Annotated in this window: 15 protein-coding genes and 2 tRNA genes; 11 read left to right on the forward strand and 6 right to left on the reverse strand. The window is 61.5% G+C overall.

The window, feature by feature from the left end; genetic code table 11:
- Positions 1 to 20: 20 nt before the first annotated feature.
- Both smc and GGQ66_RS14610 read right to left on the reverse strand, forming a co-directional pair.
- Positions 21 to 3,482 carry a chromosome segregation protein SMC gene (gene smc, locus GGQ66_RS14605; protein WP_183793458.1) on the reverse strand — a complete coding sequence of 1,154 codons (3,462 nt, stop codon included), beginning with the start codon at positions 3,480 to 3,482 and terminating at the stop codon, positions 21 to 23.
- A gap of 84 nt (positions 3,483 to 3,566) precedes the next feature.
- On the reverse strand, positions 3,567 to 4,229 hold the full coding sequence (locus GGQ66_RS14610) for a DsbA family protein (protein WP_183793459.1): 663 nt from the start codon (positions 4,227 to 4,229) through the stop codon (positions 3,567 to 3,569).
- A gap of 334 nt (positions 4,230 to 4,563) precedes the next feature.
- On the opposite strand from GGQ66_RS14610, the gene ppdK reads away from it, so the two are divergent.
- On the forward strand, positions 4,564 to 7,248 hold the full coding sequence (ppdK, locus tag GGQ66_RS14615) for a pyruvate, phosphate dikinase (RefSeq protein WP_183793460.1): 2,685 nt from the start codon (positions 4,564 to 4,566) through the stop codon (positions 7,246 to 7,248).
- Here ppdK and GGQ66_RS14620 read toward each other — a convergent pair whose 3' ends face one another.
- Positions 7,249 to 7,515 (reverse strand): hypothetical protein, encoded by a 267-nt coding sequence (locus GGQ66_RS14620; RefSeq protein WP_237358931.1) that lies wholly within the window; start codon positions 7,513 to 7,515, stop codon positions 7,249 to 7,251.
- Positions 7,516 to 7,719: 204 nt separating this feature from the next.
- Here GGQ66_RS14620 and GGQ66_RS14625 point away from each other — a divergent pair, with 204 nt between their 5' ends.
- The gene (locus GGQ66_RS14625) at positions 7,720 to 8,613 is read left to right on the forward strand and encodes a DUF1499 domain-containing protein (RefSeq protein ID WP_183793461.1); all 894 of its coding nucleotides are present in this window, start codon (positions 7,720 to 7,722) and stop codon (positions 8,611 to 8,613) included.
- A 13-nt stretch (positions 8,614 to 8,626) separates the two neighbouring features.
- On the opposite strand, the gene GGQ66_RS14630 is transcribed toward GGQ66_RS14625, so the two are convergent.
- A complete protein-coding gene (locus GGQ66_RS14630) occupies positions 8,627 to 9,535 on the reverse strand; it encodes an MBL fold metallo-hydrolase (RefSeq protein WP_183793462.1) in 909 nt (302 codons plus the stop codon).
- A gap of 199 nt (positions 9,536 to 9,734) precedes the next feature.
- Between GGQ66_RS14630 and GGQ66_RS14635 the strand changes: the two genes are divergently transcribed.
- A tRNA-Gln gene (locus GGQ66_RS14635) sits at positions 9,735 to 9,809 on the forward strand.
- 105 nt (positions 9,810 to 9,914) lie between these two features.
- The gene (locus tag GGQ66_RS14640) at positions 9,915 to 10,802 is read left to right on the forward strand and encodes a DMT family transporter (protein WP_183793463.1); all 888 of its coding nucleotides are present in this window, start codon (positions 9,915 to 9,917) and stop codon (positions 10,800 to 10,802) included.
- Positions 10,803 to 11,067: 265 nt separating this feature from the next.
- Here the strand turns inward: GGQ66_RS14640 and GGQ66_RS14645 are convergent, their stop codons facing one another.
- On the reverse strand, positions 11,068 to 11,472 hold the full coding sequence (locus GGQ66_RS14645; protein WP_183793464.1) for a hypothetical protein: 405 nt from the start codon (positions 11,470 to 11,472) through the stop codon (positions 11,068 to 11,070).
- Between the two features lie 281 nt (positions 11,473 to 11,753).
- On the opposite strand from GGQ66_RS14645, the gene GGQ66_RS14650 reads away from it, so the two are divergent.
- The 7 genes from GGQ66_RS14650 to GGQ66_RS14680 all read left to right on the forward strand — a co-directional run bounded on the left by GGQ66_RS14650 (position 11,754) and on the right by GGQ66_RS14680 (position 14,718).
- A tRNA-Pro gene (locus GGQ66_RS14650) sits at positions 11,754 to 11,830 on the forward strand.
- Between the two features lie 523 nt (positions 11,831 to 12,353).
- Positions 12,354 to 12,704: a hypothetical protein gene (locus GGQ66_RS14655; RefSeq protein ID WP_183793465.1), complete on the forward strand. Its 351-nt coding sequence runs from the start codon at positions 12,354 to 12,356 to the stop codon at positions 12,702 to 12,704.
- Positions 12,705 to 12,871: 167 nt separating this feature from the next.
- Positions 12,872 to 13,132 carry a hypothetical protein gene (locus GGQ66_RS14660; RefSeq protein WP_183793466.1) on the forward strand — a complete coding sequence of 87 codons (261 nt, stop codon included), beginning with the start codon at positions 12,872 to 12,874 and terminating at the stop codon, positions 13,130 to 13,132.
- Positions 13,132 to 13,338, forward strand: a complete 207-nt coding sequence (locus GGQ66_RS14665; RefSeq protein WP_183793467.1) for a hypothetical protein — start codon at positions 13,132 to 13,134, stop codon at positions 13,336 to 13,338. The genes GGQ66_RS14660 and GGQ66_RS14665 overlap by 1 nt, the downstream gene beginning before the upstream one ends.
- 118 nt (positions 13,339 to 13,456) lie before the next feature.
- A complete protein-coding gene (locus tag GGQ66_RS14670; protein ID WP_183793468.1) occupies positions 13,457 to 13,864 on the forward strand; it encodes a DUF29 family protein in 408 nt (135 codons plus the stop codon).
- Positions 13,865 to 14,026: 162 nt separating this feature from the next.
- Positions 14,027 to 14,344 carry a hypothetical protein gene (locus GGQ66_RS14675; protein WP_183793469.1) on the forward strand — a complete coding sequence of 106 codons (318 nt, stop codon included), beginning with the start codon at positions 14,027 to 14,029 and terminating at the stop codon, positions 14,342 to 14,344.
- Positions 14,345 to 14,358: 14 nt separating this feature from the next.
- On the forward strand, positions 14,359 to 14,718 hold the full coding sequence (locus tag GGQ66_RS14680; RefSeq protein WP_183793470.1) for a hypothetical protein: 360 nt from the start codon (positions 14,359 to 14,361) through the stop codon (positions 14,716 to 14,718).
- On the opposite strand, the gene GGQ66_RS14685 is transcribed toward GGQ66_RS14680, so the two are convergent.
- On the reverse strand, positions 14,711 to 15,279 hold a 569-nt coding region (locus tag GGQ66_RS14685), incomplete at its 5' end, for a hypothetical protein (protein ID WP_210287271.1). The genes GGQ66_RS14680 and GGQ66_RS14685 overlap by 8 nt on opposite strands.

Below are 15,279 nucleotides of genomic sequence, written 5' to 3' on the forward strand. Positions count from 1 at the left end.
TGCATTGCGCCAAAAACTTATCATCCGGCGTCACGCAGACGCTCGGCCGTCTGAAGGTCGACCGAAACCAGTTGCGACACGCCCTGTTCGGCCATGGTCACGCCAAACAGGCGGTTCATGCGGGCCATGGTGATGGGATTGTGGGTGATGATGACGAAGCGGGTATCGGTCGACGCAGCCATCTCGTCCATCAGGTTGCAATAGCGCTCGACATTGTGGTCATCGAGCGGCGCATCCACTTCGTCCAGCACGCAGATCGGCGCGGGGTTGGTGAGGAAGACGGCAAAGATCAGCGCCATCGCCGTCAGCGCCTGCTCGCCGCCGGAAAGCAGTGTCATGGTTTGCGGCTTCTTGCCCGGCGGGCGGGCGAGAATTTCAAGTCCGGCTTCCAGCGGATCGTCGGACTCGATCAGTTGCAGCTCCGCCGTGCCGCCGTTGAAGAGGTGGGTGAACAGCCGCTGGAACTGCGCGTTCACCACATCGAAGGCGGCGAGCAGGCGCTCGCGGCCCTCGCGGTTCAGGTTGCCGATGGCGCCGCGCAGCTTGCGGATGGCGTCGATCACATCGTCACGCTCGGCAATCAGCGCCGCGAGCCGCTCGGAAAGCTCCTTCGCCTCCTCCTCGGCGCGCAGGTTTACGGCACCCAGCCGCTCACGTTCCATCTTCAGGCGGTCGAGATCGCGTTCCACCTCGCGGGTGTCGGGCAGGGGCGCGTCCGGTTCGATACCGGCCAGACGTGATAGGCCCTGCGGCTGAAGGTTCAGCGTCTCGCGAATGCGGGCTTCCGTGTCCTCGCGTCGCTCGCGGGCGGAAACGAGGCGTTCCTCGGCACGACCCCGCTTTTCGCGGGCCTCTGCCAGCGCCGCCAGCGCATGCGCGGCGCGGGCGTCCGCATCCCGTTGCAGGCTTTCGGCCTCGATCAGCCGGTCGGCGGCCGCGCGGCGCTCCGTTTCGGCCTTGGCGATGGCGCTCAACAGTCCTTCCCGCCGCACTTCGAACTCTTCTGGCGCCTCGTCCAGCGTCTCGATTTCCTCGCGGGCTTCCGCCTCGCGCTCGCGCAGCGTGGCGATATGGGCGGCCGCGCTCTGGGCGCGGCCTTGCCACAGCCGGCGTTCGTCGCCGATGGCGGCGAGGCGCCGGCGACGGGCCTCGTTTTCGCGGGCAAGTCCTTCGTGGCGGGCGCGGGCTTCGGCCACTTCGCCCCGTCCGGCGGCGACCACAAGCTGCTGCTGCGCCAACCGGGCGTCGAGCGCGCTAAGGTCGGGAGTATCGATCAACCGCTCGCGGGCATCGTCCTCGGCAATGGCGATGTCCTCGATCTGGATCTGCAACTGGTTCTGCGCTTCCAGCACGATGGCACGGCGGCGGGTAAGGTCGCCGGAGGCCTTTTCGGCCACGGCCAGCGCTTCGCGCGCTTCGCTCACGATGCGGGCGGCAAGCCGCGCCACTTCGCGGGCGGTTGAAACACCGCTTTCGGCGTGACGGATCGCCTCGCCGGCGCGGGCAAGCGCCTCAAGCGCATCCGCCAGCCGGTCACGGGCCTCTTCCGCCTGCGTTTCCAGTTCGGCAAGGCGGTTTTTCTGGGCAAGCCGGAGTGCCGCGGCGGACGGCGCATCCGCCCCCTTCACATGCCCGTCCCAACGATAGACGGCGCCTTCGCGCGTCACCAGAACCTGACCGGGCTTCAGCGCCGCCATCAGGCGCGCGGCTTCGGCGGCGGTGGCAAGGCCGGTCTGCGCCAGCCGGCGGGCAAGTGCCGCGGGCGCCGTGACCTGCGCGGAAAGCGGGGTAACGCCAGCAGGAAGGGCAGGGTCGGTCTGAGCCCCTTCGGTCTCGGTCCAGTAAGCGGGCGCCTGATGATCGAGCGGGCTGTCGAGATCCTCGCCCAGCACGGCGCCGAGCGCCGTTTCATAGCCGCGCGCCACCTCGATCAGGTCGGAAACCGGCGTGAAGCCTCCCGACGGCGCACTGGCCGAGAGCATGCCGGAAATGGTGCGGGCTTCGGTTTCGAGCGCGGCCAGTCGGGCGCGGGCCATGTCGGCGGGCGGGCGAAGGCCGGCCTCTTCGGAACGCGCGGCGGCAAGGCCAGCATCGGCATCCTCTACACCGATCTGGGCCTCCTCCAGCGACGCTTCGGCATCGCTCACGGTCTGCCGCTTTTCCTCCGGGTCGGGCAGGGCGGAAAGCTTCTGGTCGATGGCGGCAAGTTCCTGTTCCGCTTCGCCATTTTGCCGTTCCAGCCGGTCGCGCCGACCGGCAAGCTCGGAAAGCGCCCGTTCGATCTGGCTGCGGCCGGCTGCGGCTTCGGCGCGCTCGGCGGTCAGGCCGGTCAACAGCGCTTCGGCCTCGGCAAGACGGGCAGCGGCAGCCTCGAAGGCAGCGCGCGTATCTTCGGCCTCGATACCGGAATCGGCAAGCGCCGCCGTCAATTCGTCCTCTTCCGCCGTCAGCCGGTCGAGAATGGCGGCGTTGTCGGCCACCAGACGCTCCTCGCGACTGATATCCTCGCCAAGCTGGGTGAGCCGGCGGGTCAGCTCGTCGCGCCGCTTGAGAAGGCGGCTTGCCTCCTCGTCAAGCTGTGAGCGGGCAATCTGCAGGCGCTGGAGCGCTGCCGCCGCGCGGGCTTCGGCCTCGCGCAGTTCCGGTAGCTTCAGGCTGGAAATTCCTTGTGTCTTCGCCGCTTCCATCTGCGCCTGCGCCCGCTCGGCCACAAGGCTCGTCACCTCGTTAAGCGCGGCATTGGCCTCAAGCTCGGCCTCCTGCGCCTGCTTCCAGCGAATGTAGAGCAGGGTTGCCTCGCGCTCGCGGATCGAGGCCGAGAGCATCTTGAAGCGGCTGGCCTGCCGGGCCTGGCGCTTGAGACTTTCGATCTGGCTGTCGAGCTGGGCGGTCACGTCCTCCAGCCGGTCGAGATTGCTTTCGGCGGCCTTCAACCGAAGTTCCGCCTCATGCCGGCGCGAATGCAGGCCGGAAATGCCGGCGGCCTCTTCGAGAAGCTGGCGGCGGGCCTGGGGCTTGGCCTGAATAAGCTCGCCGATGCGGCCCTGTCCCACCATGGAGGGCGAGCGCGCCCCGGTCGAGGCATCGGCAAAGAGAAGCTGCACATCGCGGGCGCGGGCTTCCTTGCCGTTGATACGGTATACGGAACCGTTCTCGCGTTCGATGCGGCGCGACACCTGAATGTCGTCGGTATCATTGAAAGCGGCGGGCGCGGTGCGGTCGGAATTATCCAGCCACAGCGCAACTTCCGCCGTGTTGCGCGCCGGGCGGTTGCCGGAGCCCGAAAAAATCACGTCGTCCATGCCGGACGCGCGCATGTTCTTGTAGGAGTTTTCCCCCATCACCCAGCGCAGCGCTTCGACAAGGTTCGACTTGCCGCAGCCGTTCGGGCCAACGACACCGGTCAGCCCCGGTTCGATGACGAACTCCATCGGCTCGACGAAGGATTTGAAGCCGGTGAGGCGAAGACGGGTAAATCTCATGCGGCCGCCCCGGATTTTTTAGGGCAAGCGGGCCTGCGGGGGGCATCCGGCAAGCGCCGTCCATCCCCCGCAGGCAAGCGGTGATCAGGCAGCGCCGTCGATGATGGCCGACATTTCGTCAACCGACATGTCTCCCGAATAGACCTTCCCGTTGATGATGAAGGTCGGGGTGGCATTGACGCCGAATTCCTTGGCGCCGCGCTCGCGCACGGAATTCACATCATCCAGAAGCTTCTGGTTCGTCAAGCAGGCGTTGAAGGTTTCCTCGGAAAAACCGGCCAGACGCGACATCTGCAGCAGGGCGGCGCGGCCGTCCTGGGCGGCAGCCCAGCTTGCCTGCTGCTTGAACAGCATGGAAACGAAGGGGAAGTACTGCTCCTTCGAGGCGCAGCGCGCCAGCATGAAGGCGGCAGCGGCGCGCGGGTCGAACGGGAATTCGCGGATGACGAAATACACCTTGCCGGTATCGACGTATTTTTCCTTGATTGCGTCGAAGGTCTTGGTGTGGAAATTGGCGCAGTGCGAGCAGGTCATCGACATGTATTCGACGATCTTCACCGGTGCGTCTTCCTTGCCCAGAGCCATTTCCGGCAGGGCGCCGGGCTTGAGCACGGCGGCCATGTCCACGTCGCGGTCCGAGGTCGGACCGGCGGCGCGGGCGGGAAGGGCGAGCGTCAGCGGCAATGTTGCCGCCGCCATGCCACCGAGCAGGGTTCTGCGGGAAACGCCTGTTTCGAAAATCTGCATCGTCTGGAACCTTTGTCCAAGGGTTTTAGAAGTGTCGTTCGTCATCCGATATAACGGTCGATGACGGCAAACAAGCGGCAGCGGGGGTGACGCAGCGTCAAACAAGCGTGATTTTGCGCCAACCGCGTCTCAAGCTTGGGTCTCCCCGCGCGAAAAACAATGGCTCCGGTCGTTTTCATCACCTCGTATTTGCTGTAGAGCATTGAAAAAATTGCTTCCGGGCGAAAATCGCTTCGAATTGGGAGGAAGCGGTTTCGGCTTGCGGTCCCGTGGCGCGGAACGGATGGTTCCGGCCACGTTTTCGTGAGCGGAGGCGGGTGCGAGGACAGGGTGGATGGTGAAGTGGGTTTACACATTCGGTGACGGCAAGGCGGAAGGGTCCGCCCGCGACGTCGCGCTGTTGGGCGGCAAGGGCGCGAATCTGGCCGAAATGGCCTCGCTTGGCCTGCCGGTGCCGCCGGGCCTGACCATTACCACCGAAGCCTGCAATTTCTTCTACAAGAACGGCCGCGTTCTGCCGGAAGGGCTGGAAGCGCAAGTGCTGGCCGGCATTTCTGGCATGGAAGCCATTACCGGCCGCCGTTTCGGCGATGCCGAACGCCCGTTGCTGCTTTCCGTGCGTTCCGGCGCGCGCGCCTCGATGCCCGGCATGATGGATACTGTGCTGAATCTGGGCCTCAACGACCAGTCGGTGCAGGCGCTCGGCCACGATGCGGGCGATGCCCGCTTCGCCTGGGACAGTTACCGTCGTTTCATCCAGATGTATTCCGACGTCGTGCTCGGCCTCGACCACGAACTCTTCGAGGAAATTCTGGAAGACGAAAAGAACCGCCTCGGCCATGAGTTCGATACCGACCTGACGGCGGTCGAATGGCAGCATGTCGTCTCGCTCTACAAGGACATGCTGGAGGAAGAACTCGGCGAACCCTTCCCGCAGGACCCGCATGAGCAGCTCTGGGGCGCCGTTTCCGGCGTTTTCGCAAGCTGGATGAACACCCGCGCCGTCACCTATCGCATGCTGAACAATATTCCCGAAGCTTGGGGCACGGCGGTCAATATCCAGGCCATGGTGTTTGGCAATCTCGGCACATCCTCGGCCACCGGTGTTGCCTTCACCCGCAACCCGTCCACCGGGGAAAAGGCGCTATACGGCGAGTTTCTGGTGAACGCGCAGGGTGAGGATGTCGTTGCCGGCATTCGCACGCCGCAATCCATCACCGAAGAAGGGCGTCTTGCCTCCGGCTCGGAGCGGCCGTCGATGGAAAAGCTGATGCCGGTGACATTCAGAGCCTTCTGCGAGATCTGCGACCGGCTGGAAGCCCACTACCGCGATGTGCAGGATGTGGAATTCACCATCGAACGCGGCAAGCTGTGGATGCTCCAGACCCGTTCGGCCAAGCGCACCACCCGCGCGGCGATGCGCGCGGCGGTCGATATGGTTGCCGAGGGCGTGATTACCCGCGAGGAAGCGATTTCACGCATCGATCCCGCCTCGCTCGACCAGCTTCTGCACCCGACCATCGACCCCCGTGCTGAACGCCATGTCATCGGCTCCGGCCTGCCGGCTTCACCGGGTGCGGCGACCGGCGAGATCGTGTTTTCGGCGGAAGAGGCGGTTGCCGCCGAAGCCGAAGGCCGCAAGGTCATCCTGGTTCGCATAGAAACCAGCCCTGAAGACATTCACGGCATGCACGTTGCCGAAGGCATTCTCACGACGCGCGGCGGCATGACCAGCCATGCGGCGGTGGTGGCGCGCGGCATGGGCATTCCCTGCGTCGTCGGTGCCGGCACCATGCGCGTCGATATGCGCAACGGCCGGCTGATCGGCATGGGCTTGACGCTCGAAAAGGGCGATGTCGTCACCATCGACGGGTCCAGCGGGCAGATTCTGGCCGGCCGCGTGCCCATGCGTCAGCCCGAGCTTTCGGGGGATTTCGGCAAGTTGATGGAATGGGCCGACGATCTGCGTCGCATGGATATCCGCACCAATGCCGACACGCCGTCGGATGCGCGCGCCGCCCGCAGTTTCGGCGCCGAAGGCATCGGCCTTTGCCGCACCGAGCATATGTTCTTCGATGACGGCCGCATCCATGTGATGCGTGAGATGATTCTGGCCGAGGACGAGGCGGGCCGCCGCGCGGCGCTCGACCGGCTTCTGCCCATGCAGCGGCAGGATTTCACCGAGCTTTTCACCATCATGCACGGCCTGCCGGTGACCATCCGTCTGCTGGACCCGCCATTGCATGAATTCCTGCCGAAGAGCGAGGAGGAATCGCGCGAAGTCGCCACCGCCATGGGCATGGACCCGGCCATTCTCGCCCAGCGGCTGGATGCGTTGCACGAGTTCAACCCCATGCTGGGCCTGCGCGGGTGCCGCCTTGCCATCGCCTATCCGGAAATCGCCGAAATGCAGGCCCGCGCCATCTTCCAGGCGGCGGTGGATGCCGCAAAGGCAACGGGTGCGGCAGTGGTGCCGGAAATCATGGTGCCGCTCGTCGGGCTGCGCTCGGAAATCGACTATGTGAAGGGTGTCATCGACCGCGTTGCGAGCGAAGTGACGGGCGAGGCCGGTATCAGGATCGACTATCTCGTCGGGACGATGATCGAGCTGCCGCGTGCTGCCCTTCAGGCCCATACGATTGCCGAGGCCGCCGAGTTTTTCTCCTTCGGCACCAACGACCTGACGCAGACGACCTTCGGTATTTCCCGTGACGACGCCGCCCGCTTCATGACGGTCTACCAGAAGAAGGGCATCGTCGAGCACGACCCCTTCGTGTCGCTGGACTTCGACGGCGTGGGTGAACTCATGGAAATCGCCGCAACGCGCGGTCGCCGCACCCGCCCGAAAATGAAGATGGGTATTTGCGGCGAACATGGCGGCGATCCCACCTCCATCCGCTTCTGCGAGAATATCGGCCTCGACTACGTCTCCTGCTCGCCGTTCCGCGTGCCGATCGCCCGCCTTGCCGCCGCGCAGGCCACGATCGCGGCAAAAGCGACACGAATGGGCGACGCCTGACTATTTCCGCACGATGACCCGCCGTTCGATGACGAGCGGCGGTTCCCACATCATCTGCGAGGCGCGGATGGAGCTTGCCCGCGCTTCGGCCCGACGGTCGAGATCGATACGTTGCAGGCATTCGGCAAAGGCTTCCGTGCCGCGCCTGAAGCCGTAGTTCAGGCATTGCCCCTCATCGGCGGCGCGACGCTGTTCGGGCGTCATGCTCTGGCAGGCGGCAAGAAGGGTTGCTACGGTTAAAAGAAGCATGCTGCGCGCCGTTTTCATGGGTGGTCTCCGTCAGATGCCGCCATGCGTTGATATGACAGGCAAATAAGGTTTACTGTGCCGGGGCGCTTCCCGCGCCCTTAGTGATGATCATCAGAGCATTTTCAGCGAAAGTGTAAAACGGCTTTGCGTGCGGAAATGTGGAAAAACAAAAGGAATGAGCCTTCCGTTTGAAACGGACGGCTCCAGGCAGGTTCCATCGCCATGGCCATACGCTTTGAAAGACCGGTTTCCCGCTCCGCCTTCTGGGCGAAGCGTCTGGGTTTCATGGCGCTGGTTCTTTTCGTCATCGCCTTCGTTGCCGGCCGCTTCGGCGGGCTTTCCGTGCCGGATTTCGCAGCCCTGCTGCTGGTTGCCGCCGCGCTGGCGGCCGTCGCCGTTCTCCTGGCCCTGCTGGGGCTCGCGCAATTGTGGCGGATCGGTGCCCTGGGCGGGCTCGCCGCTTTCGCCGGGCTCGTCTTTGCCGCCCTGCCGCTTGGCGTGGCGGGCGTTGCGGTTGCCGCCTATATGACCTCGCCGCCGGTCTTCGACCTTTCCACCGATCCCGCCGATCCTCCGCCCTTCCTGAAGCCGCGCGCGGGTGACCAGCAATGGCTGCCGCGCGCTGCGACCCCGAACGGGGAATGGCAGGCGGCAGGAGCCTATGTCGATCTCGTCGGCCGCCGGTTCGATGGGGCGCCGGACCGCCTGACCGCCGCCGTGCGCAAGGCCGCGCGCGCGGTGCGCATGTCGATTGTCGCGACGGAAGGCGAGGCGCTGGCCGGCTCTGCCGATGCCGCGCCCGCCGCGGTTCCCACCGGCAAGGGCGGCGGCAATCCGGCCATCCCCATTCCGCTGCCGCGCCCGGAGCCGCAGCTTCTCTCCGCGCCTCCGGTTCTCATCGGCAAGCCCGGCGATGTGCTGATCCAGGGCGTAACCCGCACGCTCGTTTTCGGAATGCCCTTCGATATCATGATCCGGCTGCGCGAAGAGGACGACAACACGCTGGTGGATGTGCGCGCCGTGGCCCGGTATGGCGATCGCGATTTCGGCATCGGGGCCGAATTGATCCGCGCGTTTCTCGATGCGCTCGAAGCGGAAATGCTGGGACTGGGGTAAAGGCCCGCCCGGTTCAACCGGGTTCGTAGATGCCCGAAAGCGACGCGGGACCATCGGTCCTGACCGCGCCCTTCTCCACGAGATCCTCCAGATGCGCCAGCACGGAAAGGGCGGCTGCGCCATGCAGGCGGGGATCGGTTTCGCGGTAGATGACCTTCACCATCTCGGCAATCGTGCGGTCGCCGGCAATCACGCGCTCGCGAATGGCGCGCTCGCGCATGCGCCGGTGGGCGCGCAATCCCCGAAGGAAGGCGGCCGGTTCCTTCACCGCGCCGCCATGGCCAGGCAGATAAAGCCTGTCATCGCGCTCCAGCAGTTTTTCCAGCGAGGCAAGATAATCGCTCATCGCCCCATCCGGCGGCGCGACGATGGTCGTGGCCCAGGCCATGACGTGATCGGCCGAAAAGACGATGCCGGTGCCTTCCAGCGCAAAGGCGGCGTGATTGGCGGTGTGGCCCGGCGTGTGCAGCGCCGAAAGCGCCCAGCCGTCGCCGGAAACGGTTTCGCCATCCGCCACGGCGAGATCGGGAACGAAATCGTTATCGGAACTTTCCGAAAAGGGGTTCGTCTCGCCCGCATGCAGCGGTCGCGACGGGCGGTGCGGCCCTTCGGCCACGATCAGCGCGCCGGTGGCTTCCTTCAGGCGTCGCGAAAGCGGTGCGTGATCGCGATGCGTGTGACTGACGAAGATGTGGCTGACCGGACGCCCGCCGATGGCGTCGAGGAGCGCGGCAAGATGCGCCTCGTCTTCCGGGCCGGGGTCGATCACCGCCAGCGTGTCGCGGCCCACAATATAGGAGTTCGTGCCGTGAAAGGTGAAAGGGGAGGGGTTGTTGACGGTGACGCGCGCCACATCCGGCCCCACCGGCACGGCGGTGCCATGCGCCGGTTCGAACGCTCGTTCAAAAAGCGGATCGCTCATCCTGCCTGCTCCCCAAATGCCGTCCGGTTATCTCGTGTCCTGTGCCTCTAACACGCAGTCTCGCCAAGGTCACGGAAAAGCATTCCCGGATCGCAGCCCGTGGATTGACCGTATTTTGTCGCAAGAGCGGATTGCCGCCCGCCCCGTCTTTTGCTAATCACCCCCGCACCGGTCAGTCCAAGAGACCTGACTCGGCTGTTGGGGCGTCGCCAAGCGGTAAGGCACCGGTTTTTGGTACCGGCATTCCCAGGTTCGAATCCTGGCGCCCCAGCCACAGATTTTCCCTTGCTGTCGCTGCGCGGAAACGGATAAAGGATCGGACCTTTTTCGCCTCGGCTTCGTTCGTGAAGCAGGGCCGCGCTCTCATCCGGAACCTGCCATGCGCCTGCGCGACGTTGTTGTTTATGTGTTTCTTGCCGTCGTCTGGGGGCTTTCCTTTCTGGTGCTGATGAAGGCGGTCGAGGCTTTCGGCTGGATCGGGGCGGTGACGTTGCGGGCGTTGCTGGCGTCGGCCACGCTTGTCGGCGTCGCGCGGCTTATCGGGCGGCGGCTGGATTTCTCTTTGGGGTGGAGGCCGCTTTTCGTCGTCGGTGCAACCACGGTTGCCGGGCAATTGATTGGGCTGTCCTATGCCGCGCCGTTGATCGGCACGGCCATGTCTGCCATTCTCGTGGCGACGATCCCCCTGTTCTCCATGGTCCTCGGCGCGCTCTGGGGACTGGAGAAAATCACGCCCGCCCGGTTGGCGGGGCTGATGCTCGGTCTGGTCGGCATCGCGCTTCTCGTCGGTTTTCCCGCCGTGCCGGTCACCCCGGCCTTTCTGGCCGGTTGCCTTGCAGCCCTGTTCGGTTCGTTTTCCGCAGCCTTTGGCAGCAATTACGCCAGCCGCTGGCTTGGCCGGGCCGGTTCATGGGAAGTCACCATCGGCGCCTTCTTTTTCGGCGGGTTGATGACGCTGCCGCTTCTGTTCGCCGTGCCCGTGCCGGGTGTGCCGCATGCGGTCGATCTTCTCTATCTGCTCATTCTCGCCTGCATCATGAGCGCGCTGACCTATGTGCTTTATTTCGGCCTCGTCGCCTCGCTGGGCGCCACGCGCGCCATCAGCGTCGAATTCGCAGTCACGACGGTCGCGGTCGCCATCGGCGCGCTCGCGCTCGGCGAACCGCTCTCGCTCGTTCAGGTCGCGGGCGCCGTTGTGATTGTCGCCGGATGCGCAATCGTGCTTGGCCTTTTTCCCGTCCATGGTCGCATGAAAAGTCGCACGTAATCCCTGCGAACGACCAAGGTTGGTATAGACCAATGTTAAGGTTGAGGGATGTTCTGCGTTTGGATTGTATTTGTTTATGCTTCGATCACGTAAATATTAGAAAACTACATTAATGGGTTGTATTTTAGCGTGCTCGGAAACTTGATATAAATTATATTGTATTCGTGATGCATTGCAATAATTTCGACGGTACGTCTCTATTGCACAAAGAAAAACCGCACCGAAGCCGTTGGCTCTGATGCGGTTTCTGTCGGGTCGGCCGCAGTTACTTGGCGGTGAGGAATTCCTCGCAATAGCTCGGCGCACCGTTCAGGCCGGGCTTGTCGACGATGGTGCGCACGGAGCGGATGACGTAATCCGGCGACGTCGTGAGCTGCACTTCGCAGCGCAGATATTCGGTGCGGGCCGGCGAAAGGATTGCGCCCTTCTTGCCGCCCTTGCCTTCGGCATACTTGGCCGGCACGGTGCGGGTCTTGTAGCCGCCGCGCCAGGTGTAGACCGTGGAAGCGCCGGTGGGCTGGTCGGCGACGGGCGGGCCGAACTTGGCGAAGAAGACGCCGGCCTGCTGGCCATTCCAGCGGGTCTCGATGGCATTCGTCTTGATGGCCGCCGTGGTGCAGCCGCCAAGGGCGAGCGCAAGGCCTGCAAGCGTGATGATGCGGATGTTCATCTGTCTCGTTCCGTGAGATGTGAGCGTGGTTGAAGCGGCTTGCCGCTCTGTGCCGGGAGGCCAGCAAGGCGGCTTGCATACCCTGCTCTAGCGCTTATTCAGCGCCTGTCAAAGGCGGCGTGACACAGTTGTGCCGTTTTTTGACGAAGTGAGGCCGAAGCGTCACGCTCGTGCCCCGTTGCGCGGTACAACTGGCCAAGATTTTGCACAGGGCAACATTTTTTTGTCATCCGGCGCTTGTGCGGCGGCGGAACCCGGACTATAGACACCCCCGCTGGTCACGGAGTGTAGCGCAGTCTGGTAGCGCACCACGTTCGGGACGTGGGGGTCGGAGGTTCGAATCCTCTCACTCCGACCAGCTGAAATTTCAGCGCTTTTCCCGAGTTTTCGAAGCGTAAAAACAGCCTGAAAATTGCTGATCCGACAGAAAAACCGACAGTTATTTTTGTAGCTGTCGGTTTTCGTATCTGTGATAGATACTTGCCTCAAATTGCCCTGCAACTTTAGGTGTGTCATGCGCAATGCGCAATGCGCAATGCGCAACATTAAGCGATCCTCAACATCAGTCACATTTAGCCATCTTGATTGACCGGAGCCGTCTATCGCGACCGAATGGCAAAGGTGCGGTCGTCGGACAGCGTAAAAACCTGTTCCTGTGGCAGAGCCATGAAATTATGGTTTGCCATCGGCCAGCACACGTCAAACCGCCGACAGTAATATGTGCCTTGAGACATATCCAGCAACAAATATGCACTATAAGACATAAATTAACGCAACCTAACTCACTGCCAAAGCAACCTATTTTAAAGTATTTTAAGTTGCCTTAGACTCACCAGATCGTTGACGAGCCCAGACCAGCTGAAGCCGGAGTGAGTGTTGACATGACGGATAAACGCAGCAGTTTCTTCGATGCCGTCGACCAGATGCACGCCAACTGGAATCCGGTGAAGGCCTGCAATGATCTGGGTTTGCCCGCAGTTTATGTCCGCGACAATGAAGTTGTCTGGCAATTTCCGAATGGCGATATCGTTTCTGATGTGGATGGTGGTGATCGTGCTCTCAAGGCTCTGAATTCCGCATCGCGTGGCGATCAGGCCGATATGGCTCGACGTATTCGGACTCGATACGAGGCGCTGACTGAACAGGATTCAGGCGGATCGATCAGTGTCGATTGGGATGAGATCATTGACGAAATCTGGGAAGAAGAGCAACGCGGTAATGTTCAGTCATGATCATCATCATCAGATTTCCGAACGCGATGCAGTCGAGTTCGGCTTAAAAGAACTTGATGCCGGTCTCTCGACTGACATCGATAGAGTCATCGCACGCGCTTATAAGATCGTAGACAATGCCGATTTTCGTCGGCGGATTGACCGGTTTATGTGTAAAGTAGGTCGCCGTGAATGATCAACTTCGATGGCCGCACCTGCCGGTCATGGCAGGTTTTCGCCAGCGTGATCTCGATAAGTATGAGAAATTTCTCAACAGCAGTCCGGCTGATCGAGCCAAGTTTCTTGAGAGCGTGCATCCGTATGAAGTCAAATTTTATGAGCAGCTTTTAATGACTCGGATCGACTACGAGATCGCTGATGAGAAATCTGGGTCGATTGCCGATGAGCGTGTCGTTAGAAATCCCGAGCGGTATGGAAAAAAGTGCTGATGTACAGTTTTCGAGATCAATCAAAAGAAGCGCAGAAATATCGGCTGCATCAGATGATCGCGAATATCGCGATATCTGGTCGCGATATGATGCCGGATGACATCGCTAAGCTGGAAAAATGGATCGATGAAGATGTGCCTCAGGACGAAGTCGCTCGACGGCTGACAGCCGAAGCGATGACATATCGTGAGCAATCGATGAGCTGAAAATCCGCGATTACGCCGAACTTCTGGTCGCTCTTGGTGATGCGGATTTACCGATGCCCATGGCCTCGGATGAGCAGATCGAGCGCGAGGTTGAGACTTTCAGGATGTTGATGCGGACATGAGCTTATACGACACCGATTTCGTCCTATGGACTCGCCAGCAAGCCGACCTGTTGCGTTCGATGCCTGACTCGACCGACATCGATATCGAGCATCTGACCGACGAAATCGAGGGGCTGGGCCGGTCAGCAGTCGCCGAGTTGTCAAACGCGATCATACGGGTCCTGAGAGGTCTCGTACGTCGATCAATCGATCCCGGCTCGATCACCATTGAGGAAATCCTGTCAGCTCAGTCTGACGTCGTAATTCGTTCGGATGCGGGCGTGTGGAGGCATGTTGATCTCGACATGGTATGGAGGCTGGCGAAACGGCATGTCGATCTGCCGGAGGCATGCCCATGGTCGATTGAGGAATTGACTGCTGAGGACTTTAAGGTCGAGGAAGCTGCAGCCGCGTCCAGGTTGTAACAATTCAGGGGCAAATTTCCGTTTTTGCCCCTGAATTGTTGCAAGTGATTGAAAAGGTACCGCTTTTTTCGTTGATCCGTAAAATTTGAATGTTGACACGCGACTCCTGTTAACGATTGATAACTGATACTCGCGTCAACAGATTTGATCAGGAGAATTGAGATGGCTCATCGTTCTGTACCTTGCCCTGCGACTGCGGTCGCGATGCAGACCGGTGCGATTTTTACCGGTCTCGCGGTAGGTGCAGTCAATGCACATATGGCTGGTGTCGCTGCAGCTCGGCAAGCTCGTGAAGAGCGTGCATCTCATATTCTCGCTCATCAGCTCAATGACGCTGTTTCTGTAGCACACGAATGGGCTGACTATGCAAAGCGCCTGATCGCGGAAAATGAAAAACTGAAGGCCGAAAACGCCCGTCTGAAGGCAGTCGCCGAGCAGCGTCGTGGCGTCATCGAGCGGATGAAAAAGGTGGCAGCATGATCCGGCAAGTTTTCATGAGCCCGTCCGTCGCATTGTACTTCTGGCGCGAAAAAGGGATGTCCATGGACAAAGTCCTGTCGCACACCGGTTTCAAGCGCCTGGCCGACCTGCACGAAGAACTGATCTACGACCTGCTTGCACAGGAATGGGCCGAGGACGACATGCGGATGACGCCAGAGCAACGTGAACACGAGGAACTGGTCGAAGCGACCTGGGAGGAGTTTGGCGATTACATCCGAGAATTCGTGCCTCCGGATGAATACGATCAGGAGGTCGAGCGACTGCTGCCTCTCATTAAAAAGACCCGCCAGATCATCGCAGCTGGCAGGTCAAAGAAATTTCGTGAATCGGTAAAGCGCCGTCAGCTCAATTAAGCGCGTACGCTGGTGCACGCTCGATCCCATTCATCCGAAATTCCTGAATCCGGTCTGTTAAGTCCAGGCCGGATTTTTTCTTTACGGTGGGCACGCTCGGGACGCCTAAAATAGCACCCTCCTGACCATTCAGTGCAGCCTCGATCTTATATTCCGATTTCTCGGCTGTGAGGATTTTGAGCTGATCGTCTGACAGACGGACTTCCAGCCAATCGATTTGGTCGTCGGTCAGTTTTGTCAACGGGATCGTGTCGCGTTGTTCTTTACTAGCTCCAGCCCATGCCATGACGACGCGTGCAGGCGACGACAGCATGAAGTCAGCAGCCCTTTGCTGATCTTCTGCGGCAAATTTGGCATCGTGAGCATCTTGCGCATCCGGCAAATCCAGCTTTTTGGGCGGCATCACAGTGCCAGAACCGCCTGAGCCGGGCAGCCACGACCATGCAATTCTCCAGCATGCGTCTGCCTGTTGATTGCCACTGAGAACTGACCCGGCGTTTCCACCGAGAATTGACCCGCGTGTTAGGTATGTTTCGGGTCTGCGGTCGTGGTCAAGTTCCT

Origin of the sequence: Allorhizobium borbori (genome assembly GCF_014196535.1) — a bacterium.
Taxonomy (GTDB): Bacteria; Pseudomonadota; Alphaproteobacteria; order Rhizobiales; family Rhizobiaceae; genus Ectorhizobium; species Ectorhizobium borbori.